This is a genomic window from Sphingomonas sp. PAMC 26605 (genome assembly GCF_000241485.1).
GTDB lineage: Bacteria > Pseudomonadota > Alphaproteobacteria > Sphingomonadales > Sphingomonadaceae > Sphingomonas.
In genome coordinates this window covers 3,014,072-3,039,035 of record NZ_JH584241.1, presented here as the reverse complement: position 1 = coordinate 3,039,035, position 24,964 = coordinate 3,014,072, and the positions used below count along the sequence as shown (strand labels likewise).

Annotated in this window: 22 protein-coding genes; 10 read left to right on the top strand and 12 right to left on the bottom strand. The window is 68.1% G+C overall.

Annotated elements, in window-relative coordinates:
• Positions 1-109: 109 nt before the first annotated feature.
• Together RH90_RS14125 and RH90_RS23520 are read left to right on the top strand one after the other, a co-directional pair.
• Positions 110-1,771 (top strand): formate--tetrahydrofolate ligase, encoded by a 1,662-nt coding sequence (locus tag RH90_RS14125; RefSeq protein WP_010186389.1) that lies wholly within the window; start codon positions 110-112, stop codon positions 1,769-1,771.
• Between the two features lie 79 nt (positions 1,772-1,850).
• A complete protein-coding gene (locus RH90_RS23520; protein ID WP_157134600.1) occupies positions 1,851-2,363 on the top strand; it encodes a hypothetical protein in 513 nt (170 codons plus the stop codon).
• Positions 2,364-2,365: 2 nt separating this feature from the next.
• On the opposite strand, the gene def is transcribed toward RH90_RS23520, so the two are convergent.
• Together def and recR are read right to left on the bottom strand one after the other, a co-directional pair.
• Positions 2,366-2,896 (bottom strand): peptide deformylase, encoded by a 531-nt coding sequence (gene def, locus RH90_RS14120; protein WP_010186388.1) that lies wholly within the window; start codon positions 2,894-2,896, stop codon positions 2,366-2,368.
• 304 nt (positions 2,897-3,200) lie between these two features.
• Positions 3,201-3,797: a recombination mediator RecR gene (recR, locus tag RH90_RS14115; RefSeq protein ID WP_010186387.1), complete on the bottom strand. Its 597-nt coding sequence runs from the start codon at positions 3,795-3,797 to the stop codon at positions 3,201-3,203.
• Positions 3,798-3,967: 170 nt separating this feature from the next.
• On the opposite strand from recR, the gene fmt reads away from it, so the two are divergent.
• Entirely contained in the window at positions 3,968-4,990 is a 1,023-nt protein-coding gene (fmt, locus tag RH90_RS14110; RefSeq protein ID WP_010186386.1) for a methionyl-tRNA formyltransferase, read from the top strand.
• Positions 4,987-5,727, top strand: a complete 741-nt coding sequence (gene truA, locus RH90_RS14105; protein ID WP_010186385.1) for a tRNA pseudouridine(38-40) synthase TruA — start codon at positions 4,987-4,989, stop codon at positions 5,725-5,727. The genes fmt and truA overlap by 4 nt, the downstream gene beginning before the upstream one ends.
• Here truA and RH90_RS14100 read toward each other — a convergent pair.
• The 7 genes from RH90_RS14100 to RH90_RS14070 form a co-directional block, all read right to left on the bottom strand.
• Positions 5,718-6,917: a class I SAM-dependent RNA methyltransferase gene (locus tag RH90_RS14100; protein WP_010186384.1), complete on the bottom strand. Its 1,200-nt coding sequence runs from the start codon at positions 6,915-6,917 to the stop codon at positions 5,718-5,720. The two genes, truA and RH90_RS14100, sit on opposite strands and share 10 nt — an antisense overlap.
• Positions 6,914-8,338: an NAD(P)H-hydrate epimerase gene (locus RH90_RS14095; RefSeq protein WP_010186382.1), complete on the bottom strand. Its 1,425-nt coding sequence runs from the start codon at positions 8,336-8,338 to the stop codon at positions 6,914-6,916. The genes RH90_RS14100 and RH90_RS14095 overlap by 4 nt, the downstream gene beginning before the upstream one ends.
• Positions 8,335-8,730 (bottom strand): hypothetical protein, encoded by a 396-nt coding sequence (locus RH90_RS14090; protein ID WP_332306566.1) that lies wholly within the window; start codon positions 8,728-8,730, stop codon positions 8,335-8,337. The genes RH90_RS14095 and RH90_RS14090 overlap by 4 nt, the downstream gene beginning before the upstream one ends.
• Positions 8,717-10,438 (bottom strand): dihydroxy-acid dehydratase, encoded by a 1,722-nt coding sequence (gene ilvD / locus RH90_RS14085; protein WP_010186380.1) that lies wholly within the window; start codon positions 10,436-10,438, stop codon positions 8,717-8,719. The genes RH90_RS14090 and ilvD overlap by 14 nt, the downstream gene beginning before the upstream one ends.
• 8 nt (positions 10,439-10,446) lie before the next feature.
• Positions 10,447-11,187: an N-formylglutamate amidohydrolase gene (locus RH90_RS14080; RefSeq protein ID WP_037492808.1), complete on the bottom strand. Its 741-nt coding sequence runs from the start codon at positions 11,185-11,187 to the stop codon at positions 10,447-10,449.
• 205 nt (positions 11,188-11,392) lie between these two features.
• The gene (locus tag RH90_RS14075) at positions 11,393-12,232 is read right to left on the bottom strand and encodes a 4-(cytidine 5'-diphospho)-2-C-methyl-D-erythritol kinase (RefSeq protein WP_010186378.1); all 840 of its coding nucleotides are present in this window, start codon (positions 12,230-12,232) and stop codon (positions 11,393-11,395) included.
• Between the two features lie 132 nt (positions 12,233-12,364).
• Positions 12,365-14,008, bottom strand: coding sequence for an electron transfer flavoprotein-ubiquinone oxidoreductase (locus tag RH90_RS14070; protein ID WP_010186376.1), 1,644 nt, complete (start codon positions 14,006-14,008; stop codon positions 12,365-12,367).
• 147 nt (positions 14,009-14,155) lie between these two features.
• On the opposite strand from RH90_RS14070, the gene RH90_RS14065 reads away from it, so the two are divergent.
• Genes RH90_RS14065 through RH90_RS14050 form a run of 4 tightly spaced genes read left to right on the top strand, consistent with a single transcriptional unit; the run spans position 14,156 to position 17,553 of the window.
• A complete protein-coding gene (locus tag RH90_RS14065) occupies positions 14,156-14,908 on the top strand; it encodes a uracil-DNA glycosylase (RefSeq protein ID WP_029625328.1) in 753 nt (250 codons plus the stop codon).
• A complete protein-coding gene (locus tag RH90_RS14060; RefSeq protein ID WP_029625327.1) occupies positions 14,905-16,707 on the top strand; it encodes a lytic transglycosylase domain-containing protein in 1,803 nt (600 codons plus the stop codon). Before RH90_RS14065 ends, RH90_RS14060 begins: the two co-directional genes overlap by 4 nt.
• Positions 16,697-17,224 (top strand): molybdenum cofactor biosynthesis protein B, encoded by a 528-nt coding sequence (moaB, locus tag RH90_RS14055; RefSeq protein WP_010186373.1) that lies wholly within the window; start codon positions 16,697-16,699, stop codon positions 17,222-17,224. Before RH90_RS14060 ends, moaB begins: the two co-directional genes overlap by 11 nt.
• A gap of 2 nt (positions 17,225-17,226) precedes the next feature.
• On the top strand, positions 17,227-17,553 hold the full coding sequence (locus RH90_RS14050; protein ID WP_010186372.1) for a hypothetical protein: 327 nt from the start codon (positions 17,227-17,229) through the stop codon (positions 17,551-17,553).
• 9 nt (positions 17,554-17,562) lie between these two features.
• Here the strand turns inward: RH90_RS14050 and RH90_RS14045 are convergent, their stop codons facing one another.
• Complete coding sequence (locus tag RH90_RS14045) at positions 17,563-17,901, bottom strand: VOC family protein (RefSeq protein WP_010186370.1); 339 nt, start codon at positions 17,899-17,901, stop codon at positions 17,563-17,565.
• 55 nt (positions 17,902-17,956) lie between these two features.
• On the opposite strand from RH90_RS14045, the gene RH90_RS14040 reads away from it, so the two are divergent.
• The gene (locus tag RH90_RS14040) at positions 17,957-19,030 is read left to right on the top strand and encodes a PA0069 family radical SAM protein (protein ID WP_010186369.1); all 1,074 of its coding nucleotides are present in this window, start codon (positions 17,957-17,959) and stop codon (positions 19,028-19,030) included.
• Complete coding sequence (locus RH90_RS14035; RefSeq protein ID WP_010186368.1) at positions 19,027-19,320, top strand: DUF167 domain-containing protein; 294 nt, start codon at positions 19,027-19,029, stop codon at positions 19,318-19,320. Before RH90_RS14040 ends, RH90_RS14035 begins: the two co-directional genes overlap by 4 nt.
• Before the next feature lie 163 nt (positions 19,321-19,483).
• Here the strand turns inward: RH90_RS14035 and RH90_RS14030 are convergent, their stop codons facing one another.
• Both RH90_RS14030 and dnaE read right to left on the bottom strand, forming a co-directional pair.
• Positions 19,484-21,064, bottom strand: a complete 1,581-nt coding sequence (locus tag RH90_RS14030; protein ID WP_029625326.1) for a long-chain fatty acid--CoA ligase — start codon at positions 21,062-21,064, stop codon at positions 19,484-19,486.
• 135 nt (positions 21,065-21,199) lie between these two features.
• Positions 21,200-24,814: a DNA polymerase III subunit alpha gene (gene dnaE / locus RH90_RS14025; RefSeq protein ID WP_010186366.1), complete on the bottom strand. Its 3,615-nt coding sequence runs from the start codon at positions 24,812-24,814 to the stop codon at positions 21,200-21,202.
• Between the last annotated feature and the right edge of the window lie 150 nt (positions 24,815-24,964).

Below are 24,964 nucleotides of genomic sequence, written 5' to 3'. Positions count from 1 at the left end.
TCGCCGCGCGCGCAACCGTAGCGTTTGCTGCCCGCCCCCTCCACCATTTCGCTAAAGAAGCAAAATGGTCCCCCTCCCCGTACCGGGGAGGAGTTGCTAAGGCCGTCGCATGCTGACCGACATCGCGATCTCGCGCGCCGCCACTTTGCAACCGATCGGCGCGATTGCCGCCGCAGCCGGGATCCCGCCGCAAGCGGTCGAGCCCTATGGCCACCACAAGGCGAAGATCGACCTCGCCGCCCTGCCCGCGCCGGCCAAGCAGGGCCGATTGATCCTCGTCACCGCCATCAATCCGACGCCAGCGGGCGAAGGCAAGTCGACCACCTCGGTCGGGCTCGCCGATGCGCTCAACCGCACCGGGCGCAAGGCGATGCTCGCGCTGCGCGAGCCGTCGCTGGGTCCGTGCTTCGGCACCAAGGGCGGCGCGACCGGGGGCGGTTATGCCCAGGTCGTGCCGATGGAGGACATCAACCTCCATTTCACCGGCGATTTCCATGCGATCACCTCGGCGCACAATCTGCTCGCCGCGATGATCGACAACCATGTCCACTGGGGCAATGCGCTCGATATCGACGTTCGCCGGATCGTATGGCGGCGCGTGCTCGACATGAACGACCGTGCCTTGCGCGACATCGCCCAGTCGCTCGGCGGGCCGGCGAACGGCTATCCGCGCGAAAGCGGCTTCGACATCACCGTCGCTTCCGAGGTGATGGCGATCCTGTGCCTCGCGACCGACCGCCACGATCTCGAGGCGCGGCTCGGGCGGATCGTCGTCGCCTATACGCGTGGGCGGCAGCCGGTGACGGCGCGCGATCTCAAGGCCGATGGCGCGATGGCGGTGCTGCTCGCGCAGGCGATCAAGCCCAACCTCGTCCAGACGCTGGAGGGCACGCCGGCGTTCGTCCATGGCGGGCCGTTCGCCAATATCGCGCATGGCTGCAATTCGGTGATCGCCACGCGCGTCGCTCTCGGGCTGGCCGACTATGTCGTGACCGAGGCGGGGTTCGGGGCGGATCTCGGCGCGGAGAAGTTTTTCGACATCAAGTGCCGTCAGGCGGGGCTCAAGCCAGCGGCGGCGGTGATCGTCGCAACGGTGCGCGCGCTGAAAATGAACGGGGGGATCGCCAAGGCCGATCTCGGCGCGCCCGATGCCGAGGCGGTGCGCCGTGGTGGCGTCAACCTCGCGCGGCATATCGAGAATGTCCGCGCGTTCGGCGTGCCCGTGGTGGTGGCGATCAACCGCTTCGACAGCGATACGCCCGAGGAAGTCGCGGAGGTCCACGCGATCGCCGAGCATCAGGGCTGCGAGGCGGTGCTGTGCTCGCACTGGGCCGAGGGTGGCGCGGGCGCGGTCGAGCTCGCCGACAAGGTCGCGGCGCTGGCCGAGCATCCGTCGCAATTCGCGCCGCTCTATGCCGACGATCTATCGCTGTTCGACAAGATCAACACCGTCGCGACGCGGATCTACCGCGCCGAGGAGGCGGTCGCCGAGCCCTCTGTGCTGGCGCAGCTCGCGCGGTTCGAGGCGGCGGGGTTCGGGCATCTGCCGGTGTGCATGGCGAAGACGCAGTACAGCTTCTCGACCGACCCGGCCAAGCTCGGCGCGCCGACGGGGCATGTCGTGCCGGTGCGCGAGGTTCGATTGAGTGCGGGCGCGGGGTTCGTGGTGGCGATCTGCGGGGAGATCATGACGATGCCGGGGTTGCCGCGCGTGCCGGCGGCGGAGGGGATCCGGTTCGGGGCCGGGGGCGAGATCGAGGGGCTGTTTTAGTTCACGACGCTACGGAAGTAGTGGTATAAACGTCCCAGTATAACGGCTGGCCGGCGAGGCACTTCACCATGAGCGAAGCATGACGATTTCAGACTGGGCACTGATAATTAGCATTTTCTCTATGCTAATATCCTTAGGTGGCTTTGTCTGGAATATCTGGTCTAAGTTTATCTTTCCAAAAGCGAAAATCAGGGTGAGCTTTGCGGTCGTTCATATAATACCACCCCCCGATCCGCCTCGTGAATATACGAGGGTAAATGTAACAAATTTCGGCCCAGGGGAAATAATTGTGGATGCCGCTTTGGTGAGAACCAAAAAACGCTGGTACAAACGTGATGGTTGGGGACTCATCAACCCAATCCACAGCCTAGACAATCCGGATATTGAAATGGGACCGTTTGCAGGCGGGTTACCTAAGAAATTATCAGTGGCAGAGACTTTTAGCCTGTTTTTTCCGCACTCGGCGGAAAACTTTTTAGGCCAAGATATAACACGGGTTGGAATACAAGATAGTTTCGGCCGCAATCATTGGGCGCCAACCGCGCATGTCCGGAAGGCACTTGAGATCCAAAAACGAGATTTTCCTAAATAGCCTCAAGCCGCCTTGCGCATCTTGGTCAGTTTCTTGAGCAGCATGTCGCGCTTGAGCTTCGAGATGTGGTCGATGAACAGCACACCGTTGAGATGGTCGATCTCGTGCTGCAACGCGGTCGCGAGCAGGCCGTCGAAATCGCCTTCCTGCGCAGCACCCTGCTCATCGAGCCAGCGCGCGCGACAGCTGGTCGGGCGCTCGACCTCGGCATATTGCTCGGGGATCGAGAGGCAGCCTTCGTTGTAGAACGAGGTTTCCTCGCTGACCGAGATGAGCTCGGGGTTGATGTAGACGAGCGGACTGCGCACCGGCTTGGCGTCTTCGCCTTCGCCTTCAGTCTCCTGAAGATCGATCACGACGATGCGCTGCTCGATGCCGACCTGCGTCGCCGCCAGACCGATACCACGTGCGTCGTACATCGTGTCGAACATGTCGGCGACGATCTTCTTCACCGCGTCGTCCACCGTTTCGACGGGCTTGGCGACGGCGCGGAGGCCGGGGTGCGGGACTTCGAGGATTTCTAGAACGGCCATTTCCGCGAGCTAGGAAAGGTCGGGGGGCGCGTCAAGGTTCAGAACGAGAGTCGATTCACGCGGAGACGCGGAGACGCGGAGAAAGAAGAAAGATTTTGTTCGCGCAGAGGCGCAGAGGCGCAGAGGCGCAGAGGCGCAGAGCGGTCAGCCGCTTGGAGATCGCCCGCGAAGCGGGCAGCGGTGTTCGCGTGGCTGCCGGTCTGGAGAGCCGCTGCGCGGCGAGCACACCTGCTTCGCGCCGTCGCGCCTTCGCGTGATCCTCTTCTGCCTTCTTCTCTCCGCGCCTCCGCGCGAACAAATCTTCTTAAGAAACCGGCCGCCGCGCACGGAGCGCCTGCGCCAAAGTCCCTTCATCGAGGTAATCGAGTTCCCCCCCAACCGGCAGCCCATGCGCCAACTGGGTAATGCGGATTGGAAACCGCTCGATCCGCTCGGCGATGTAATGCGCGGTGGTCTGCCCCTCGAGCGTCGCGTTCATCGCCAGCACGACCTCGTCGATCCCGCCGTCGCCGATCCGCCGCACGAGCGATTCGATCGCCAGATCCTCGGGCCGCACGCCTTCGAGCGCCGACAGCCGCCCGCCGAGCACGTGGAAGCGCCCCGGGAACAGCCGCGAGCGATCGAGCGCCCACAGGTCGGCGACCTCTTCGACGACGCACAGCGCGCGCGCATCGCGGCGCGGGTCGGCGCACACGGCACACGGGTTGGTGGTGTCGATATTGCCACAGATCGAGCAGGTTGAGAGATTTTCCTCGACCGCCATCAAAGCATTGAGCAGCGGCGCCAACGCCCCCTCGCGCTTCTTGAGCAGATGCAGCACCGCGCGCCGCGCCGAGCGCGGGCCCAGCCCGGGCAGTTTGGACAGCGCTTGCGTGAGTGCTTCGATTTCGGGAGAGGCCATCGTCATGAGATAGGGGCCGCGACGACGTTCGTCACTATCCGTCGCCCCGGCGGAGGCCGGGGCCGGTTCGCGGCGCGCGCAACACCGGATCCGCGCCCGACCGAGCGGCCCCGGCCTGCGCCGGGGCGACGGGACTTGCCTTTGCGCAGCCCCAATCGCAAAGCGCGGGTATGCGGATTATCTTCATGGGCACGCCCGAGTTTTCGGTGCCGGTGCTGCAGGCGCTGGTCGATGCCGGGCGTGACGTCGTCGCGTCGTACAGCCAGCCGCCGCGGCGCGCCGGTCGCGGCAAGGCGCTGACCCCCTCGCCCGTCCAGGCGCGCGCCGAGGCGCTGGGGATCGCGGTGCGGACGCCGGTGTCGCTGCGCGATGCCGATGCGCAGGCTGAATTCGCCGGCTTCGCGGCCGATGTCGCGGTAGTCGCGGCGTACGGGCTGATCCTGCCGCGCGCGGTGCTCGATGCGCCGGTGCGCGGCTGCCTCAATGTCCATGCGTCGCTGTTGCCGCGCTGGCGCGGGGCGGCGCCGATCCAGCGCGCGATCCTCGCCGGGGACGCCGCGACGGGGGTGTGCATCATGCAGATGGAGGCCGGGCTCGATACCGGGCCGGTGCTGCTGCGCGACGCGACGCCGGTCGCCGGCAAGACGGCGGGCGCATTGACCGACGAACTGAGCGCGATGGGCGCGCGGCTGATGGTGACGGTGTTGGCCGACCTCGATGGCTTCGCGCCGGTGGTGCAGCCCGAGGACGGCGTGACCTATGCCGCCAAGATCGACAAGGCCGAGGCGCGGCTCGATTTCGGCCGGAGCGCCGAAACGGTCGAGCGGCAGGTGCGCGCCTTCAATCCGGTGCCGGGCGCGTTCTTCGAGTTTCAGGGCGAGCGGATCAAGGTACTGGCGGCCGAAATCCGTAGCCCGAGCGAAAGCCGCGATCCCTCGACACCCCTCCGTCATCCCAGCGAAAGCTGGGATCTCTCGACAACGGGCACCGCGCCCGACGAGGGAGACCCCAGCTTTCGCTGGGGTGACGGCGTGCGTGGGGACGCCGCGGGGGTAGTGCTGGACGAGTTCCTCACCATCGCCTGCGCTGACGGCACAATCCGTCCGACGCTGCTCCAGCGTGCCGGCCGCGGCGTGATGACCGCTGGCGAGCTCCTCCGCGGTTTCCCCATCCCCGCGGGGACCCAGCTTTGACGCGGTTCGCGCTGACGGTCGAATATGACGGCCGCCCGTTCGTCGGCTGGCAGCGGCAGGACAATGGCGCGAGCGTCCAGGCGTCGATCGAGCGCGCGGTCCATGCCGTCACCGGCGAGACCGTCGCGGTGCAGGCGGCCGGACGGACCGACGCCGGCGTCCATGCGCTCGGCATGCGCGCGCATGTCGATGTGGCGCGCGAGATCACGCCGTTCCGGCTGATGGAAGCGCTCAATGCGCTGGTCCGGCCCGACCCGGTCGCGATCGTCGCTTGCGAAGTCGTGCCCGACGACTGGCATGCGCGCTTTTCGTGCATTCGGCGGCATTACGAATTTCGCATCGTCACGCGGCGTGCGCCGCTGACGGTCGAGCGCGGGCTGGCGTGGCGCGTTCCCGCGCCGCTCGATGCGGCGGCGATGGCTGCGGGCGCGGCGCACCTCGTCGGGCGGCATGACTTCACCACCTTTCGCGCGGCGCAATGCCAGGCCGACAGCCCGGTTCGCACGCTCGACCGGCTCGATGTCGTCGCGGACGGGGACCGGATCAGCGTGTTCGCCTCGGCGCGGTCGTTCCTGCATCATCAGGTGCGTTCGATGGTCGGGAGCCTGTCGCTCGTCGGGCTGGGCAAATGGTCGCCCGACGACATGGCGGCAGCGCTCGCCGCGTGCGACCGCACCCGGCTCGGGCTCAATGCACCGCCCGACGGGCTCTACTTCCTGCGCGCGGATTACCCTTGAGAGGTTGGGCCCTGACGGCTGAACCGCGCGGCGAGTTCGGCATGCGTCGACCAGCGGAACTGGCCGACCGGCTGGATCCAGTCGAGCGTGTAGCCACCCTTCGACAGGATCTCGGCATCGCGCGCGAAGCTGCTGGGATTGCACGAGACATAGGCGATCACCGGCACTTTCGATCCGGCCAGTTGTGCGATCTGCTCCTTTGCGCCGGCGCGCGGCGGATCGAGCACGATCGCGGTGAAACGGTCGCATTCGGCCGCGGTCAGCGGGCGGCGGAACAGGTCACGATGCTCGGCGAACACCGCGCGGCCTGCGTGCGCCGCGCCGGCCTTGAGCGCGAGGATTGCGTCGCGCCCGGCTTCGGCGGCATAGACCTTGCCGGGCAGGGACAAAGCGAACGTCCCGAGCCCGGCGAACAGATCGGCGCTGATCCTGGCATCGCCGATCGCCTCGCGTACGGCCGCGACCAGCGCCGCCTCGCCTTCCTGCGTCGCCTGGAGGAAGCTGCCGGCGGGGAACGGCACCGCGACACCGCCGAGCGTGATCGTCACCGCCTCTGGCTCCCAGCGCGTCTCGGGGCCGATCCCGTCGTCGATCGCGAGCCGCGCGACGCCGTTCGCGCTGCAGAAGGCGGTGATCGCCTCGGCGATCGCGAGGCCGTCGGCGATCGTGCCTTCGATCAGCACGTCCACGCCCTGGTCGAGCTCGGTAAGGTGGACGCGCGCGCGGCCCTTCAGCGCGCGCGACAGCAATTTGCGCAGCGGCGCGATCAGCGCGAACAGCGTAGGCGTCAGGATCCAGCATTCGCGCAGATCGACGATCGCATGGCTCGCCTGCTCGCTAAAGCCGAGCTGGAGCCCCCCGCCCTTCGCCTCGGCGTGGAGCGTCGCGCGGCGCCGGGTGTGCGACGGCGACAGCACGGGCGGGCGAATCGGCGCGCTCAACCCCTGCGCGGCGAGCGCACCGGCGATCCGGTCGGTGAGGAACGCGGCATAGCTCGCATCGTCGAGATGCTGGAGCTGGCAGCCGCCGCAGATCGGGAAGTGGCGGCACGGCGGCGTCTGGTGATGCGCGCCGGGGATGACGCTGCCATCGGGCGCGAGCGTGTCGCCCGGCGCGGCATGAGCGGCGTGGCGGCCATCGGCGGTGATCCCGTCGCCACGCGCGGCGACTCGAACGATGACGTCGCTCACAGCGCGGCCCTTACCTTGGAAAGCGCGCGCGCGAGATCGTCGGCGAGGAACGCCGCGCCGAGCCGGCGCGCCGCCTCGGCGTGGAGCCATACCCCCGCCTCGGCCGGACGCTCCGCGCCGCCCGCGAGCATCGCACCGATCGTTCCCGCGAGCACGTCGCCCGTGCCGGCGGTCGAGAGCCAGGAATTGGCATGGGTCGCGGTGACGGTGTGCCCGCCGGGATGCGCGATCACGGTATCGGCCCCCTTGAACACCACGATCGCGCCCGAACGCGCGGCGGCCGCGCGCGCGGCGTCGATCTTGCTGCCGGTATAGGGGCCGAACACCGCGTCGAACTCGCCCGCATGCGGGGTCAGGACGACGGGCGCGGCGGCATCGCGCGTCTTGATCCGATCGAACAGCGCATCGTCGAGCAGACGCAGCGCATCGCCGTCGATGACGAGGCGATAGCCGCTCGCCACCGCGCTTTCGAGCTTTTCGGCGGCGGCGGCGCCCGTGCCGAGCCCGGGGCCGACGACGATCGCCGTCGTCTCGCGCCGCTTGCCGTCGAGCGTCGTCTTCAAGGCGTCGCGCGACCAGTCACGCTGGACGAGCGCGTGCGGCATGTCGGGCGCCGCTCCGAGCAGCGTGGTATAGCCCGCGCCGACCTGAATCGCGGCACTCGCGGCGAGCGCGGCCGCGCCCGGCATCGCACCGCCGATCACCACGACCAGCCCGCGCGAATATTTGTGCATCGCTGGTGTCGGGCGGGCGAGTTCGGGTCGCGCGAGCGTCCAGTCGGGGCTCGCGCTGGCATCGAGCCCGAGATCGAGCAACCGGACCGCGCCGCACAGCGCTGCCGATGGCTGCAGGACGTGCGCGGGCTTCACCGCGCCGAGCGCGAGCGTCAGGTCGAAGGGAGCGAAGTTCCCGTGTCCTAGCACCGTACCCGTGTCGGTATCGACCCCGCTCGGCACATCGACCGTCATTGCAAGGTGCGCGTGCCGGGTGAGCGTCGCGAGCACGTCGGCCGTGTCCGCCGCGATCGCGCGCGTCAGGCCGGTGCCGAAGAGCGCATCGACCAGCACCGCGCCGTGGCTGGCATCGCTGGGAAGCGTCGCGAAGTCCGCGACCGGCCCATCCCACAGCGCGCGTGCAGCGCGCGCCGCGTCGGTCCTGGGCACGCCCAGCGCGGCGACCCGGACCGAAACTCCGTTCGCCTCGAGCAGCCGCGCGGCGACATAGCCGTCGCCGCCATTGTTGCCCGGCCCGCACACGACCAGCACCGGCGCGCCGCCCGCAAGCCGCCGCACCGCCTCGGCAACGGCCACGCCGGCACGGTCCATCAATGCTTCGACGCTGCTGCCGGCATCGATCGCGCGCTGCTCGACCGCGCGCATCGCGGCCGCACCGACGATCGGCCGCCCTTCGATCGGGATCATTTCGCGGCCTTGCCCTTGACCGTAGCAGGCAGGCGATAGCGATCGCCGCCGAGCGCAACCTCGATCTCGCCGCTGCCGATCACGCTGACCACGGCCTTCTCCGCCCCATCGGCGGCGATCACGCCGCGGCCGTCGCGCGTCACCAGCAGGCGGTGGAACGCGCCGTCGGGATGGCGCAGCGTCAGCACCAGCCCGTCAGCGCTCTGCGTGCGGTCGACCGTGCAGACGCGCGCGAAATCGCTCGAGCCGCGCTGCGCGCAGACGATATTGCCGCTGTCGTCGGCGCGCCTGCGCTGCTCGGCTTCGGCCCTGGCGAGCGTCGCCTTGTCGGTCTTGGGCTCGCCGCAGCCGGCGAGCGCGAGCAGCAGCAAGGCTCCGCTAGATATCCGCATAAACATGGGTTTCGGCACTGGCTCCTGGGTGCGTGACCGCGCCCCTATAGGCCGGGCCGACGGTCTTGGCATAGCGCCACAGCACACCCGATTGGTAATCGTTGGTGCGCGCTTGCCACGCGGCCTTGCGCGCGGCGAGCATTTCAGGGGGAACGTCCAAGTCGATCGTGCCGGCCTCGGCGTCGATCCGGATCGTATCGCCGTTCTCGATCAACGCGATCGGCCCGCCATCGGCAGCCTCGGGGCCGACATGGCCGATGCAGAAGCCGCGCGTGCCGCCCGAAAAGCGCCCGTCGGTGATCAATGCCACCTTCTCGCCCATGCCAAGGCCGTAGAGCGCGGCGGTGGTCGACAGCATTTCGCGCATCCCCGGGCCGCCCTTAGGGCCTTCGTAGCGGATAACGAGAACTTCGCCTTCGTTGATCGAGCGCGCTTCGACCGCGGCGAAACAGTCTTCCTCGCAATCGAAGACGCGCGCCGGGCCGGTGAACTGGAGGCGGTGCATGCCCGCGACCTTGACGATCGCGCCATCGGGGGCGAGCGAACCGCGCAAGCCCACCACGCCGCCGGTCGCCGAGAGCGGCGTCTTGACGTCGTAGATGACCTTCTGGTCGGGGTTCCAGGTGACCTGATCGATATTCTCGCCGAGCGTCTTGCCGGTGACGGTCAGGCAATTGCCGTCGAGGAAACCACCCGCGAGCATCGTCTTCATCAGCATGTAGACACCGCCGGCCTCGTACATGTCCTTCGCCACATACTTACCACCGGGCTTGAGGTCGGCGATGTACGGTGTCGATTTGAAAGCCTCCGCCACGTCGAACAGGTCGAATTCGATCCCCGCCTCGTTCGCCATCGCGGGCAGATGCAGCGCGGCGTTGGTCGAGCCGCCGGTCGCCGCGACGACGCGGGCGGCGTTGATGAACGCCGCCCGCGTGCAGATGTCGCGCGGGCGGATGTTGCGGGCGACGAGCTCCATCACCTGGTCGCCGGCGGCGCGCGCGATCTCGTCGCGGCCGCGATAGGGCGCAGGCATCATGTTCGAATTGGGCAGCGACAGGCCGATCGCCTCGCCGACGCACGCCATCGTGTTGGCGGTGAACTGGCCGCCGCACGCGCCGTGGCCCGGGCATGCGACCTTTTCGAGCTCGATCAGCTCCTGCAGCGGGCACGACCCCGCGGCGAACTGGCCGACCGCCTCGAACACGTCGACGACGGTGACGTCCTTGCCGTGATAGCTGCCGGGCAGGATCGAGCCGCCATAGACGAAGATGCTCGGGATGTTGAGCCGGAGCATCGCCATCATCATGCCGGGGAGCGATTTGTCGCAGCCGGCAAAGCCGACCAGCGCGTCGTAGCAATGCCCGCGCACCGACAGCTCGACCGAATCGGCGATCACTTCGCGGCTGACGAGCGAGGATTTCATCCCCTGATGCCCCATCGCGATCCCGTCGGTGACGGTGATCGTGTTGAAACGCCGCGGCATGCCGCCGCCCGAGATGACGCCCGCCTGCGCGGCATCGGCCTGCGCGTCGAGCGTGGTGTTGCACGGCGCCGAGTTGTTGCCGGCGGACGCAAGCGCGACGAACGGCTTGGCGATATCCTCCTCGGCGATTCCCATCGCGTAATAATAGCTGCGGTGCGGGGCGCGCTCGGGGCCGACCGAGACGTGGCGGCTGGGAAGCTTGGATTTGTCGAAGGTGCGAGTCATGCGACAGGCTATTGCGTAGGATGGTCGTCGGACGCAAGTCTGTTGCTGCTCTCGTGCAAGATCGGCGTGAGGATCGCAGCCCAGTGCGCGACCCCCGCCGCATCCGCGATGAGGTCGTTGCGGACTTCGATCGACAGGCTGGCGATGCCGTTGCCTTCGCCATGCCGGTCGAGCGTCGCGTTGAGCGACTGGCCCGAATAGGGTTCGTTGTCGCCGGTGACGAGCCCCTGCGCCGCGAGCAGCGGCAGCGCGAGCTCGGCCGCGCGGCGATCGGTGTTCGACAAGATACCGATCTCCCACGGGCGATCCGCACCGTCGCCTTGCTCGAGCCGCGGCGTGAAGCTGTGAATCGCCGCGATCAGCACGGGGCGCGTGGCGACGATCAGCGCGGCTAGCGCATCGTGATATGGCGCGTGGAAGCGCGCGATCCGCTCGGCGCGGTCGGCGGCGGCGTTGCCGGGGATCGCGTGTCCGTCGCTGGTCTGCGGGATCAGGCCGGGTTGGTCGGTAGCGCGGTTGAGGTCGATCACCAGCCGCGAGACCGTGGCGAGCAATGCCGGCGCGCCGAGCGCGGCGGCGAGCGCCTCGGTCAACGCGGCGCTGCCGATATCGATCGCGATATGCTTGCCGAGCAGCTCGGGCGGCACGCCGAGATCGATCCCGGCGGGGACGGCGTTCGAGGCGTGATCGCAGATCAGCAGCACGCCGCCGGGTTCGCCCGGAATTCTGCGGGGGTGGTGCGCGATCATGCGGACACGACCGGGGCGGTGAACTGGGTATCACCACCCCGGCCGGGGAATGGCGCAAGGCTGGGCCATGGACCATCGACGGGCGTTCCGCTCAGCGCGGCGGACCCATCTTTCCCTATCACAGCAAGCCATGGGCCACTCGCGGTTTTCCGCCGTTGCGTGACGCTGGGGGGCCGGCACTGTCCCAGAACGATGCGGTCTCGTGTCATGCGAGTGCCGTTTCGAGACACCAATAGCCGGGCTGCGCCGCACGGATGCGCTCGGCGGCGGCGGCGCGGTCCGCCACGGTCGCGTAAAGCGCGAAGCAGGTCGCGCCCGACCCCGACATCCGCGCGAGCAGCGGATCCCCAACGCTCAGCAAGGCCAGCACCCCATCGATTTCCGGCGCGAGCCGGCGCGCCGACGGCTCGAGGTCGTTGCGGGCGTCCAGCGCGACATGAAGCGCTTCACCGTCGGGCATCGGTCCGAGATCGAGTCCGTCCCAGGCCTTGAACACCGCGGCGGTCGAGACCGCAACGCCGGGATTGACGAGCAGCACCGGCATTCCGGTGGGGCCGTCGAGCGGAACGAGCCGCTCGCCCCGCCCGCGTCCGATAGCGGTCCGGCCGAGCAGGCACGCGGGAATATCGGAGCCGAGCGCGGCGGCGATCTCGAACAGTCTCGGGTCGTCGGTCGCGATGGCATTGGCACGGGCGAGCGCGCGCAGTGCTGCCGCCGCATCGGCCGAGCCGCCGCCGATCCCGGAAGCGACCGGCAGATGCTTGTCGAGCGTAAAGGTGCCGCTTTCGGGCCGATCGAACGCGGCGGCAAACGCGCGGGCGGCGCGGAGGACCAGATTGTCGCCCTCCCCGCTCAAGCCCGCCGAGAACGGCCCGGTGATCGCCAGCGAAAGCGGCCCCGGCGCGAGCGTCACCGTGTCGCCATCGGTCACGAAAGCGAACAGCGTCTCGAGCTCGTGATAGCCGTCAGACCGCCGCGCGCGGACGTGGAGCGCGAGGTTGATCTTGGCGGGGGCGTTCTCGGTGACCGCGGTTTCGGTGATCATTGGGCGTATGTAACCGTTAGTGCTCCCCGGCGAAGGCCGGGGCCCAGTCGTAGCCGCTCTATGGCGAGCGACGCTCTCGAGAACAATGCCCTTCGCGACTGGGCCCCGGCCTTCGCCGGGGAACATACGCCCTTACATATTCGGGTAGTTCGGCCCCCCGCCGCCTTCCGGCACGACCCAGTTGATGTTCTGCGTCGGGTCCTTGATGTCGCAGGTCTTGCAGTGGACGCAGTTCTGCGCGTTGATCACGAACTTGGGGTCGCCCGTCTCCTCGCCGACGATCTCGTACACGCCCGCCGGGCAATAGCGCTGCGCCGGCTCGTCATAGGTCGGCAGATTGTACTGCACCGGAACATCCGGATCCTTGAGCGTCAGATGGACCGGCTGGTCCTCCTCGTGATTGGTGTTCGAGATGAACACCGAGGACAGCCGATCGAAGGTCAGCACGCCGTCGGCCTTGGGATAGACGATCGGCTGGACCTGATCCTTGCGCCACAGGCTCTCGTGATCGGGGTGATGGTGCAGCGTGAACGGCACCTTGAGCCCCCAATGCTCGAGCCACATCGTCACGCCGGCGAGCCCCGACCCTAGGAAATCGCCAAACTTCTTGACCAGCGGCACGACGTTGCGGACGACCGACAGCTCCTTCTTCACCCAGCTGTGCTCGAACGCCGCGGGGTAAGCGGCGAGCTCGTCATGTTCGCGCTGGCTCAGGATCGCCTCGGCGGCGGCCTCGGCGGCAAGCATGCCCGATTTCATCGCGGTATGCGTGCCCTTGATCCGCGGTACGTTGAGGAAGCCCGCGCTGTCGCCGATCAGCGCGGCGCCGGGCATCACCAGCTTGGGGATCGACTGCAGCCCGCCATCGCTGATCGCGCGCGCGCCGTAGCTGACGCGCTTGGCGCCCTTGAGCAACGCCGCGATCTCGGGATGCGTCTTCCAGCGCTGCATCTCCTGGAACGGCGAGAGATACGGGTTGGTGTAGTTGAGCCACGTCACGAACCCGATCGACACCTGGCCGTTGGCCTGGTGATAGATCCAGCCGCCGCCGTTCGACCCGTGCGTCTCGCTGAGCGGCCAGCCCTGGGTGTGGATCACCCGGCCCGGCGAATGCAGCGCGGGGTCGATGTCCCACAATTCCTTGACGCCGAGGCCGTAGACCTGCGGGTCGCTGTCCTTCGCAAGGTCGAAGGTGCGGAGCAGCTGCTTTGTAAGGTGTCCACGGCAACCCTCGGAAAAGAAGGTGTATTTCGCATGCAGCTCGAGCCCCGGCGTGTAATCGCCCTTGTGGCTGCCATCGCGCGCGACGCCCATGTCGCCGGTCGCGACGCCCTTCACCGAGCCGTCGTCATTGTAGAGGATCTCGGCGGCCGCGAAGCCCGGGAAGATCTCGACGCCGAGCTCCTCGGCCTTGCCCGCGAGCCAGCGGCACAGATTGCCGAGGCTGCCGGTATAGGTGCCCTTGTTGTGGAGGAACGACGGCGTGAGGAAGTGCGGCAGGTTGCGCTTGCCGCCCTTGCTCAGAATCCAGTGATGGTTTTCGGTGACGGGCACCTCGGCGAGCGGGCAGCCGTCTTCGCGCCAGTTCGGCAGCAATTCGTCGAGGCTCTTGGGATCGATCACCGCGCCCGAGAGGATGTGCGCGCCGACTTCCGAACCCTTTTCGAGCACGCAGACCGACAGCTCGGCGCCCTTCTCGGCCGCGACCTGTTTCAGCCGGATCGCGGCCGACAGGCCCGAGGGGCCGGCGCCGACGATGACGACATCGTACGGCATGGACTCGCGATGGTTTTCGCCTTCACTCACGGTATTTCTCCATCCGGGGCGCCGTCGCGTCGGTCTCGTCGCGCGCGCGGCACTTCCTGTCCTGCTGCGCGTGCCAGCGAATTGACCTTCGCGTCAACATCGTAGCTATAGGCCTCTATGGGGGCTGACCAAAATATCGACTGGCGGATGGCCGCGGCGAGCGCGCTCGAATGGTGGCGCGACGCCGGCATCGATGCGCTGGTCGAGGAGGATCCGCGCGACTGGACCGCCGCCCCGACCGCGCCCGTCGTCGTGCCCGAGCAGCGCGCACGCGTTGCCGCCGTAGCGGAACCGGTCGTCCTGCCGCTGCCGCGCACGCTCGAGGATTTCCTGACGTGGCGCGCCGGGGGCGATGCGCCCGAGGCCGAATGGCGCGGCGATCCGATCGGCGCATCGGGCGATCCGTCCGCCGACATCATGATTTTGACCGACGTGCCCGATCGCGAAGATGGCGACTTGGGAAGCCTGTTCGGTGGGCCGGTGGGCAAACTGTTCGACCGGATGCTCGCCGCGATCGGGCGGAGTCGCGATTCGGTCTATCTCGTGCCGATGTGCAGCAAGCGCCCGACCGCGGGGCGGATCGCGCCCGAGATCGAGCAGCGGATCGTCGAGGTCGCGCGGCATCACGTCGCGCTGGTGAAGCCGCCGCGGCTGCTCGTGCTGGGAAATGCGCCGAGCCGTGCGCTGACGGGGATGGACGTCGCGCATGCCCGCGGTAGTTTACACCCCATTAACCTCGATGATGGCATGCCGGGGGTGTCGGTCGATGTGGTGGCCAGCTTCCATCCGCGGCTCTTGCTCGAACGCCCGGCCGACAAGGCGCGGGCGTGGAAGGATTTACAGATGTTGATCGCGGGGTTGGGCGCATGAGCGCAAGACTGGCTTTCCTGGTGGCGCTCGGGCTCGCGGTACCAGGCGTGGCGCAGGCGGCGGGCGAACCGCCGATGGGCGCGACCCAGACGACGCAGCGCAGCATCATCCCGCAACAGCTCGATCCCGAACAGCGCGAAGGCTATCGCGCAGTGTTCGCCAATATTCGCGACCAGAAGTGGCAGGACGCGCAGCTCCTGCTCAGCTCGATGAAGCCGGGGCCGCTGCATGCGATCGCCGAGGCCGAGCTGCTCACCGCGAAGGGATCGCCCAAGGCCGATCTCGACCCGCTGATGAAGCTGCTCACCGACGCGCCCGAACTGCCGCAGGCCAAGCAGATCCTGACGATGGCGGCGTCGCGCGGCGGCGTCGGCCTGCCGCCGCTGCCCGAAGCGCGCGCGCTGCGCTGGATCGACGGCGCACCGGCGCGCAAGCGCGCCAAGAGCTTCGGCAATGGCGACATGGTCGCGGTCGAGCTCGCGCTCAAGATGCAGCCGTTGATCAAGGACGATCAGGGGTTCGCGGCGCAGCAATTGCTCGAATCGACCCCCGGCCTGTCGTCGGATTCGATCACCGAATGGCAGCGCAAGATCGCCTGGATGTATTATCTCGCGGGCGACGACAGCAATGCCCGCACGATGGCGGCGCGCGCCGGCAGCGGCTATGGCGATTTCGCGGTCGAGGCGATCTGGGTCGGTGCGCTAGCCGCCTGGCGCCAGCACGATTGCGCCGCATCCGGCGACCTGTTCCAGAGCGTCGCCGCGCGCGCGAGCGATATCGAGCTGCGCGCCGCCGGTCTCTATTGGACCGCACGCGCCGACATGCAGTGCGGCCGCCCCGACCGGGTCGAGAACCGCCTCAAGAACGCCGCGCAATATCGCGAGACCTTCTACGGCCTGCTCGCGCGCCAGGCGCTCGGCATCAAGGAAGCGCCCAACCGCGCCGCGACCTTGTCGGCGGCGAGCGACTGGCAGACGCTCGGCCGGCGTCCCAACGTCCGCGTCGCCGCGGCCCTGGTCGAGATTGGCGAGAATGGCCTCGCCGATACGGTGATCCGCCAGCAGGCGCGGATCGGAGATCCTTCGGAATATCCCGCGCTCGTTCGGCTGACCGCGGCACTCGATCTGCCCGCGACGCAGGTGTGGCTGTCGCATAACGGCCCGGTCGGCGCGACCCCGCCGCTCGAGGCGCGCTTCCCCGCGCCGAACTGGGCGCCCGATGGCGGCTGGCGCGTCGACAAGGCGCTGGTGTTCGCGCACACGCTGCAGGAATCGCGCTTCCGCACCGATGTGGTGAGCCCGGCGGGCGCCTATGGCCTGATGCAGGTGATGCCGCGCGCCGCAACCGACATCGCGCGCAAGCAGGGCCGCAGCTTCGACCGCAGCGCGCTGTCGCGCCCCGGCACCAATTTCGAGGTCGGCCAGAGCTATCTCGAGCAATTGCGCGACCAGCATTGCACCGAAGGGCTGCTGCCCAAGGTCATCGCGGCGTACAATGCCGGTCCCGGCCCGGTCGAGCTGTGGAACGCGCAGACCCGCGATGGCGGCGATCCGTTGCTCTACATCGAATCGATCCCCTATTGGGAGACGCGCGGCTATGTCACCACGGTGCTGCGCAATTACTGGGTCTATGAGGCGCAGACCGGCAAGCCGGCCTCGGTCAGCCGCGCGGCGCTCGCGCAGGGCATGTGGCCGCGCTTCCCGGGCCTGCCCGGCGCGACCGCGGTGCGACTGACCTCGAGCAACGGCTATCGCGCCTCGGCGAGCCTTCCCGACAAGGCGGTCGCCAGTGCCAATTGACGAAGCCGCGACGTTTCTGCCTGTCCGCATTGCCGTCCTCACCGTCTCCGACACGCGCGGTCTCGCCGATGATCGTTCGGGCGACACGCTCGTCGCGCGGCTGACCGATGCGGGGCACGTCCTGGCGGCGCGTGAGATCGTCAAAGACGATGCCGATCTGCTGGTCGGCACGCTGCATCGCTGGATCGACGATCCCGAAATCGACTGCATCATCTCGACCGGCGGCACCGGCGTGACCGGGCGCGACGTCACGCCCGAGGCGATCGAACGCGTCGCCGACAAGATGATACCGGGCTTTGGCGAGCTGTTCCGCTGGCTGAGCTTCGCGACGATCGGCACCTCGACCGTCCAGTCGCGCGCGTGCGCGTGCGTGACGCGCGGGACCTATATCTTCGCGCTGCCGGGCTCGACCGGCGCGGTCAAGGATGGCTGGGACGGGATCCTCGCGAGCCAGCTCGACAGCCGGCACAAGCCCTGCAACTTCGTCGAACTGATGCCGCGGCTGCGCGAGCGCTAACGATGAACCCGCCGGTCCCACGGGCGGCCCGGCGCTGGATTCTCCTCTGCCTGGCCGGTCTCGGCGGCCTGATCGTGTTTTGCGCCGGCATTCTGCTGGGACGACACCAAGCGGACACACGACCGCCGCCGCACCAATCCCCCAGTGCGACGCGCGGATCCCCGACGCCCCGCTTCCGCGACGTCTTCTCGCCTTCGGTGACCTCCGACCAGCACGTTCTGGAGGAGCAGCGCAAGCTGGTCGAGGCGCTCGAACGCGCGTGCGAGCGCCAGCGCCAGAAGTGCGATCTGGCGCGCAATGCGCGCGCCTATCTCAACGCGCATAGCTGACCGGCGCGATCAATCGTCCGCTTGCATCGCGGCCAGTTCGTGCCCGGCGACATCGCGGAAATGGAAGCGCCGCCCGCCGGGAAAATCGAATGCCGCGCGCGTGATCTCCCCGCCCGCTGCGCGGACCGCGGCCTCGGTGGCTTCGAGATCCTCGACCTGGATCACCGCGAGCGCGGCAGCGGTGGCCTCGGCCCGATCCGCCTGGAAACCGATCTCGGTGTCGCCGGTCGTCGTCGCGGCATAGCTCGGCCCGAAATCGCTGAACTGCCAGCCGAACGCCGCCGCATAAAAGGCCTTGGCGGTGGCGGTGTCGCGCACCGGCAGCTCGAGATAGTTCAGTCGCGCCATTCTGCATCTCCTTAATGTTCTTGGTCCGTTCTTGCTCGCCTGCTACAGGCTGTCAATGGCTGACAAACGTCCCCAACGCGGCGCGACGCTCAACCGCGAGAGCGCGCGTTTCCATCTGCCCGAGCGCGCGATGGATGGCGACTGGCTCGATGACCGCGAAGGGCTCGACGGTGCGCTCCCGCGGCTGCGCACCACGGTGACGGTCGAGCGCGCGCGGACGATCATCAGCCGCAACAGCTCGCCCGACATCGGCTTCGATCGCTCGATCAACCCGTATCGCGGGTGCGAGCATGGCTGCATCTACTGCTTCGCACGGCCGACCCACGCGTTTCACGATCTCTCGCCGGGGCTCGATTTCGAGAGCAAGCTGTTCGCCAAGCCCGATGCCGCTGCGCTGCTCCGCGTCGAGCTCGGCAAGCGTGGCTATGTCGCGCAGCCGATCGCGCTCGGCACCAACACCGATCCCTACCAGCCGATCGAGACCGACTGGCGGATCACGCGCGCCTGTCTCGACGTGCTTGCCGAGACCAATCATCCGCTGACGATCACCACCAAGTCCGACCGCGTCGTGCGCGACATCGATCTGCTCGCGCCGATGGCGGCGAAGGGACTCGCCGCGGTGGCGATCTCGATCACCTCGCTCGACCCGAAGATCGCGATGACGCTCGAGCCGCGCGCGCCGACGCCGACACGACGGCTGGCGGCAGTGCGCGCGCTGGTCGCGGCGGGGATCCCGACGCACGTCTCGATCGCGCCGGTAATCCCGGCGATCACCGATCACGAGATCGAACGTCTGATCGAGCGCGCCGCCGAGGCGGGCGCGCGTTCGGTGTCGTTCATTCCGGTGCGGCTCCCTTGGGAGGTGGCGCCGCTGTTCAAGGCGTGGCTCGACGCGCATTTCCCCGATCGCGCGAGCAAGGTGATGGCGATCATCGGCTCGATCCGCGAGGGGCGCGAGAACGATCCCGGCTTCTTCACGCGGATGCGCGGGAGCGGGCCGTGGGCCGAGCTGCTGCGGACGCGCTTCCAGATCGCGTGTCGCAAACATGGCATGAATGGCGCGCGGATTGCGCTACGCAGCGATCTGTTCCGCCCGCCGGCGGGGCCGCAGGGGGATTTGTTCGGATGAGCCGCGTCAGAAACCTCCTTCCCGATCGCGCGGCGGTGCTCGCTTTGGTCGACGCGCGCGGCCAGCTCGCGGTGCGTGCGACGCCCAATGCGAGCGCGAACGCGGTGGTGCTGCCTGCCGATGGCGCTCCGCGCGTGCTCGCGGTGCGCACGACGGTCACGCCCGAGGATGGCAAGGCGAATGACGCGATCCTCACCTTGCTTGCCGAAGCGCTCGGTTGCCCGAAATCGGCGCTGACGCTGGTGCGCGGGGCGACCGCGCGCGACAAGCTGGTGCAGATCGCGCGCTAGGGCAGTCGCTTCGAACCCTGTAGCTTCCCCGGCGAAGGCCGGGGCCCAGGAGCGATGGCCGAGATCATCGAACGCACCGCACGCCTTCGCTCGCTCTACTCCTGGGCCCCGGCCTGCGCCGGGGAAGCGAGAGTTAGGGGTGCTCGTGGGCGCAGGCCCAGCTTCACCCCGCCAGCACATGATCCTTGAAGCGTGCGCGCAGCGCGGTCTTGAGGATCTTGCCCGTCGCGGTGTGCGGCAGGTCATCGACGAAGACGATCTCGTCGGGGAGCCACCATTTCGCGACATGCGCGCCGAGATGCGCGCGGATCTCGGCCGCTTCGACCATGCTGTCGGGCTTGCGCACCACCACCAGCAGCGGGCGCTCGTCCCATTTCGGATGATAGATGCCGATCGCCGCGGCTTCGGCGACGCCCGGGCAACCGACCGCGGCGTTCTCCAGATCGACCGACGAGATCCACTCGCCGCCCGACTTGATCACGTCCTTGGCGCGATCGGTGATCTGCATCGTGCCGTCGGGATGGAGCACCGCGACATCGCCCGTGTCGAACCAGTTTTCGGCATCGACCGTGTCTTCCTCCGCGCCGAAATAGCGCTGGACGATCCACGGTCCGCGCACCTGCAGCCGTCCCGAAGAAACGCCGTCGCGCGGCTGCTCGCGGTCATCGTCGTCGAGCACGCGCAGCTCGACCCCGAACGGCACGCTGCCCTGTTTCTGGAGCAGGTCGAGCTGGTCGTCGCGCGACATCTCGTCCCACTCGGCCGGCGGCGCGGCGGCGGTGGCGACGGGCGAGGTCTCGGTCATCCCCCACAGGTGGATCACCTTGATCCCCAGATCGAGGAAGCGCGCGATCATCGCGCGCGGCGCCGCCGATCCGCCGACGGTGATCGTCTCGAGCGTGCGCGGAAGTTCGCCGGTCGCGTCGATATGCTGGAACAGCGCCAGCCACACGGTCGGCACGCCGCCCGCGAGCGTGACGCGCTCGCGGTTCATCAGGCCGCACAGCACCGCGGCATCGTTGACCGCCGAGAAGACGAGCTTGGTGCCGGCGAGCGGCGCGGCGAAGCACAGGCCCCAGGCGGCGGCGTGGAACAAGGGCACGATCGGCAGCACGGTTTCGCGCGCGCTGAGCGTCATCACCGCGGGCGATGCGGCATGCATCGCATGGAGCAGCGTCGAGCGGTGCGTGTAGAGCACGCCCTTGGGGTTGCCCGTTGTGCCGCTGGTATAGCAGAGCATGCACGGCTCGCGCTCGCCGCCTTCGACCCAGGCATAGGCGCCGGTCTCGGCGTCGAGCAACGCGTCGAATGCGCCGTCGTCGAAGCAGATATAGTGCTCGATGCTCGTCCAGAGCGGCCTGAGGCGGTCGACCAGCGGCTGGAACTGCTTGTCGTAGAGCAGCACGCGGTCCTCGGCATGGTTGGCGATATAGACGAGCTGTTCGTCGAACAGCCGCGGGTTGATCGTGTGGACCACCCCGCCCATCCCGATCGTGCCGTACCAGGCAATCAGGTGCGCGGCATGGTTCATGCCGAGCGTCGCGACGCGGTCTCCGGGGGCGATGCCGAGGCGGTCTAGCGCCTGAGCGAGACGTTTGGCGTCGTGGGCAACGCCGGCCCAGGAGCTGCGCGTCTCGCTGCCATCGGCCCAGCGTGTGACGATCTCGCGGCGGCCATGCTCGCGCGCGGCATGATCGAGCAGCCGCGGCACCCGCAATTCGAAATCCTGCATTCCACCGAGCATTTTCTTCTTCCTCCCCTCCCGCTTGCGGGAGGGGATCGAGGGGTGGGCTCGACGCCAATCTCAAGCGGTATCTTATGCAATGGAGCGCGAGCCCACCCCCAACCCCTCCCGCAAGCGGGAGGGGAGCAAGTCAGCCTACCCCACCAGCGACAGCTGCGCGCCGCCGGTGCGCAGCACCACATTGCCGACATCCTGCAGCGCTTCGATCCGCCCGACAAGCTCGCCGTCGAGCAGGAAGTCGCGCCCGAGCAGGACGCGCGCGGTATTGCCGCCCGGAACCGCGACCGTCGCCCACACTTCGCCGCGCGCGCCGCGCGCATCGCCGAGCAGCGCGGCGAGCGACGCCATGCCGGCGGGCGTATCGATCGTCAGATCGAGGCTGAAGCGCGCGTCATTGGCGAGCTCCTCGAACGGCTGGATCCGCTTGACCGAGACGCGCGGCGTTTCCTCGCCGGGTCGGCGGTCGAGCTCGACCGTCACGAGGCCACACCCGCCGTTGCGCGCCGCTTCCTCGAGATTGGCGGCGACCGAATCGTCGAAACAGGTCGCGACGAACTGCCCCGACGGATCGGACAGCGTCGCCATCAGATAGCGTTTCCCGCGCGCCGAGGTGCGCCAGCGCGCATCCTCGACCAAAGCCGCCATCGTTGCGCCGGTGCGCGTGCCGTCGTCGGGGATGTTGAGCTCGCCCAAGGTCGCGAAGCTGCGCGCGCCGTGCATCTTGGCGAGATGGCTGTGACGATCGACCGGATGCGCCGAGAAATAGAAGCCGAACGCCTCGCGCTCCTGGTCCATCCGCTGCGCCAGCGTCCAGCGCGCCGAGAGCGGCAGCTTGATCGGCGGCTCGGAGGCTTCCGCAGTGCCGAACAGACCGCCCTGCCCGCTGGTCTTCTGCTCGTGGATCCGCGCGGCGGTGGCGAGGATCGTCTCGGCGCAGGCGAGGATGCCCGCGCGATTGTCGTTGAGCCCGTCGAACGCGCCCGCCGCGGCGAGCGTCTCGAGCTGGCGCTTGTTCATCACGCGCGGATCGATCCGGCGGGCGACGTCGTCGATCGACTCGAACCGGCCGTTCGCATCGCGCTCAGCGACGACCTTTTCCATCGCCCCCTCGCCGACCGATTTCAACGCTGCGAGCGCATAGCGCACCGCCAGCCCGTCGCCGCTATCCTCGACGGTAAAGTCGGCCTCGCTGCGCACGATGCATGGCGGCAGCAATTTGACGCCAAGCCGCCGCATGTCGTCGACGAAGATGCTGAGCTTGTCGGTCAGCGTGAGATCGAAGCACATCGAGGCCGCGAAGAATTCGTGCGGGTGATGCGCTTTCAACCACGCCGTCTGGTACGACAGCAGCGCATAGGCGGCGGCGTGCGACTTGTTGAAGCCGTAGCCGGCGAACTTGTCGATCAAGTCGAACAGCTCGTTCGCCTTCGCGGCGTTGATGCCGTTGATCGTCAGACACCCTTCGGCGAAATGGGCTCTTTGCGCGTCCATCTCGGCCTGGTTCTTCTTGCCCATCGCGCGGCGCAGCATGTCGGCCTGGCCGAGCGAATAGCCCGCCAGAGTCTGCGCGGCCTGCATCACCTGTTCCTGGTAGACGAAGATGCCGTAGGTCTCTGACAGGATCCCCTCGAGCAGCGGATGCGGATATTCGATCGGTTCGAGCCCGTTCTTGCGGCGGCCGAACATCGGGATGTTGTCCATCGGGCCCGGGCGATAGAGCGAGACGAGCGCGATGATGTCGCCGAAGTTCGACGGGCGGACGGCGGACAGCGTGCGCCGCATCCCCTCGGATTCGAGCTGGAACACGCCGACCGTGTCGCCCTTCTGGAGCAGCTTGTAGACGCCCTCGTCATCCCATTCGAGCGCATCGAGATCGAGCACCACGCCGCGCGCCGCGAGCAGGTCGATCGCCTTCTTGAGCACCGACAGCGTCTTGAGGCCGAGAAAGTCGAACTTCACGAGGCCCGCACCCTCGACATATTTCATGTCGAACTGGGTGACGGGCATGTCCGAGCGCGGATCGCGGTAGAGCGGCACGAGATCGGCGAGCGGCCGGTCGCCGATCACCACGCCCGCGGCGTGCGTCGAGCTGTGCCGCGGGAGCCCTTCGAGCTGCATCGCGAGATCTAGCAGATGGCGGACGTTGCTGTCCGACTTGTACTCGGCGTGAAGCTCCACGACACCGTCGAGCGCGCGCTTCAGGGTCCAGGGGTCGGCAGGCAAGTTCGGGATCAGCTTGGCGAGCCGGTCGATCTGGCCATAGCCCATCTGCAGCACGCGCCCGGTGTCCTTGAGCACCGCGCGCGCCTTCAGGCGCCCGAAGGTGATGATCTGCGCGACCTGGTCGCGGCCATATTTCTCCTGGACGTAGCGGATCACCTCGCCGCGGCGGGTTTCGCAGAAGTCGATGTCGAAGTCGGGCATCGACACGCGTTCGGGGTTGAGGAAGCGCTCGAACAGCAGGCCGAGCTTGATCGGATCGAGATCGGTGATGGTGAGCGCCCAGGCGACGACCGAGCCTGCGCCCGAACCACGCCCCGGACCGACCGGAATGTCGTGGTCCTTCGCCCATTTGATGAAGTCGGCGACGATCAGGAAGTAGCCGGGGAAGCCCATCTGGATGATGACGTCGAGCTCGAAGTCGAGCCGGGTGCGGTAGGCGGCGCGCCAGTCGCTATTCCCTTCTTCACCCCCCTCCCGCTTGCGGGAGGGGTTGGGGGTGGGCTCGCGCTCTCCGGCTGTCGTACCGCTGGTGGAGGTCGGGCGCCCACCCCCGGCCCCTCCCGCAAGCGGGAGGGGAGCAGAAACGGCGAGTTCCGCGATCCGGTCCAGCCGCCGCTCCAACCCCGCATGCGCATCCGCGCGCAGCTTCGCCGCTTCCGCCGTCGGATCACCCGCCAGACTCGGCAGGATCGGTTTGCGTTTCGGCGCGGCGACGCCGCAGCGCTGCGCGACCACCAGCGTATTGGCGATCGCCTCGGGCAGATCGGCAAACAGTTCGCGCATGTCCTTGGCGGGCTTCATCCACGCATCGGGCGAGCTGCGCACGCGGTCTTCGCTCGCGATATAGGTCGAGCTGGCGATGCACAGCAGGATGTCGTGCGCTTCGCTGAACCCGGGTTCGGCGAAGCAGCACGGGTTGGTCGCGACGATCGGCAGGTCGCGGTCATACGCCAGGTCGATCAGCGGGCCCTCGGCCTTGGTCTCGATCTCGTCGCCGCGCCGAGTCAGCTCGATATAGAGCCGGTCGGGAAACAGCGCCTCGAGGCGTTCGCAATACGCCCGCGCGCGATCGGGCTGGTCTTCGGCGAACAGCTTGGCCAGCCCACCCTCGCGGCCCGCAGTCAGCGCGATCAGGCCGTCGGTCCGCCCCTCGAGCGCCGCAAAATCGACATGCGCGTTGAGCTCGAGCGGGCGATCCAGATGCGCCTGCGAGACGAGCACGCACAGGTTCCGATAGCCGACCTCGTCCTGCGCATAGAGCGCGATCCAGTCGAGCACCGGCGTCATGCCCTCCGGCATCCCCGGGCGACACACGCCGAGCATCGCACCGATGATCGGCTGGACGCCCGCGGCGCGCGCGGCGTCGGAATAGGCCATCGCGGCGTAGAGGCCGTTGCGATCGGTCAGCGCGGCGGCGGGGAAGCCGAGTTCCTGCGCGCGCTTGGCGATGGCTTTCGGCTCGATCGCGCCGTCGAGCATGGTGAAGGAGGAGAAGATACGAAGAGGGACGAAACCGGAATGCGACATCGCTCCATTATGGGGATGCGAAGCGATTCGGGGAACTGTCGGATCGCAGCCCCAGCGGGGGCCTGTCGCAAATCTGCAACCTGTCCGGCATCGCCGATCCGTGGCCGCCATCGTCCGGCTCCGGCAGGCTAAGGCGAGTGGAGGATGAAA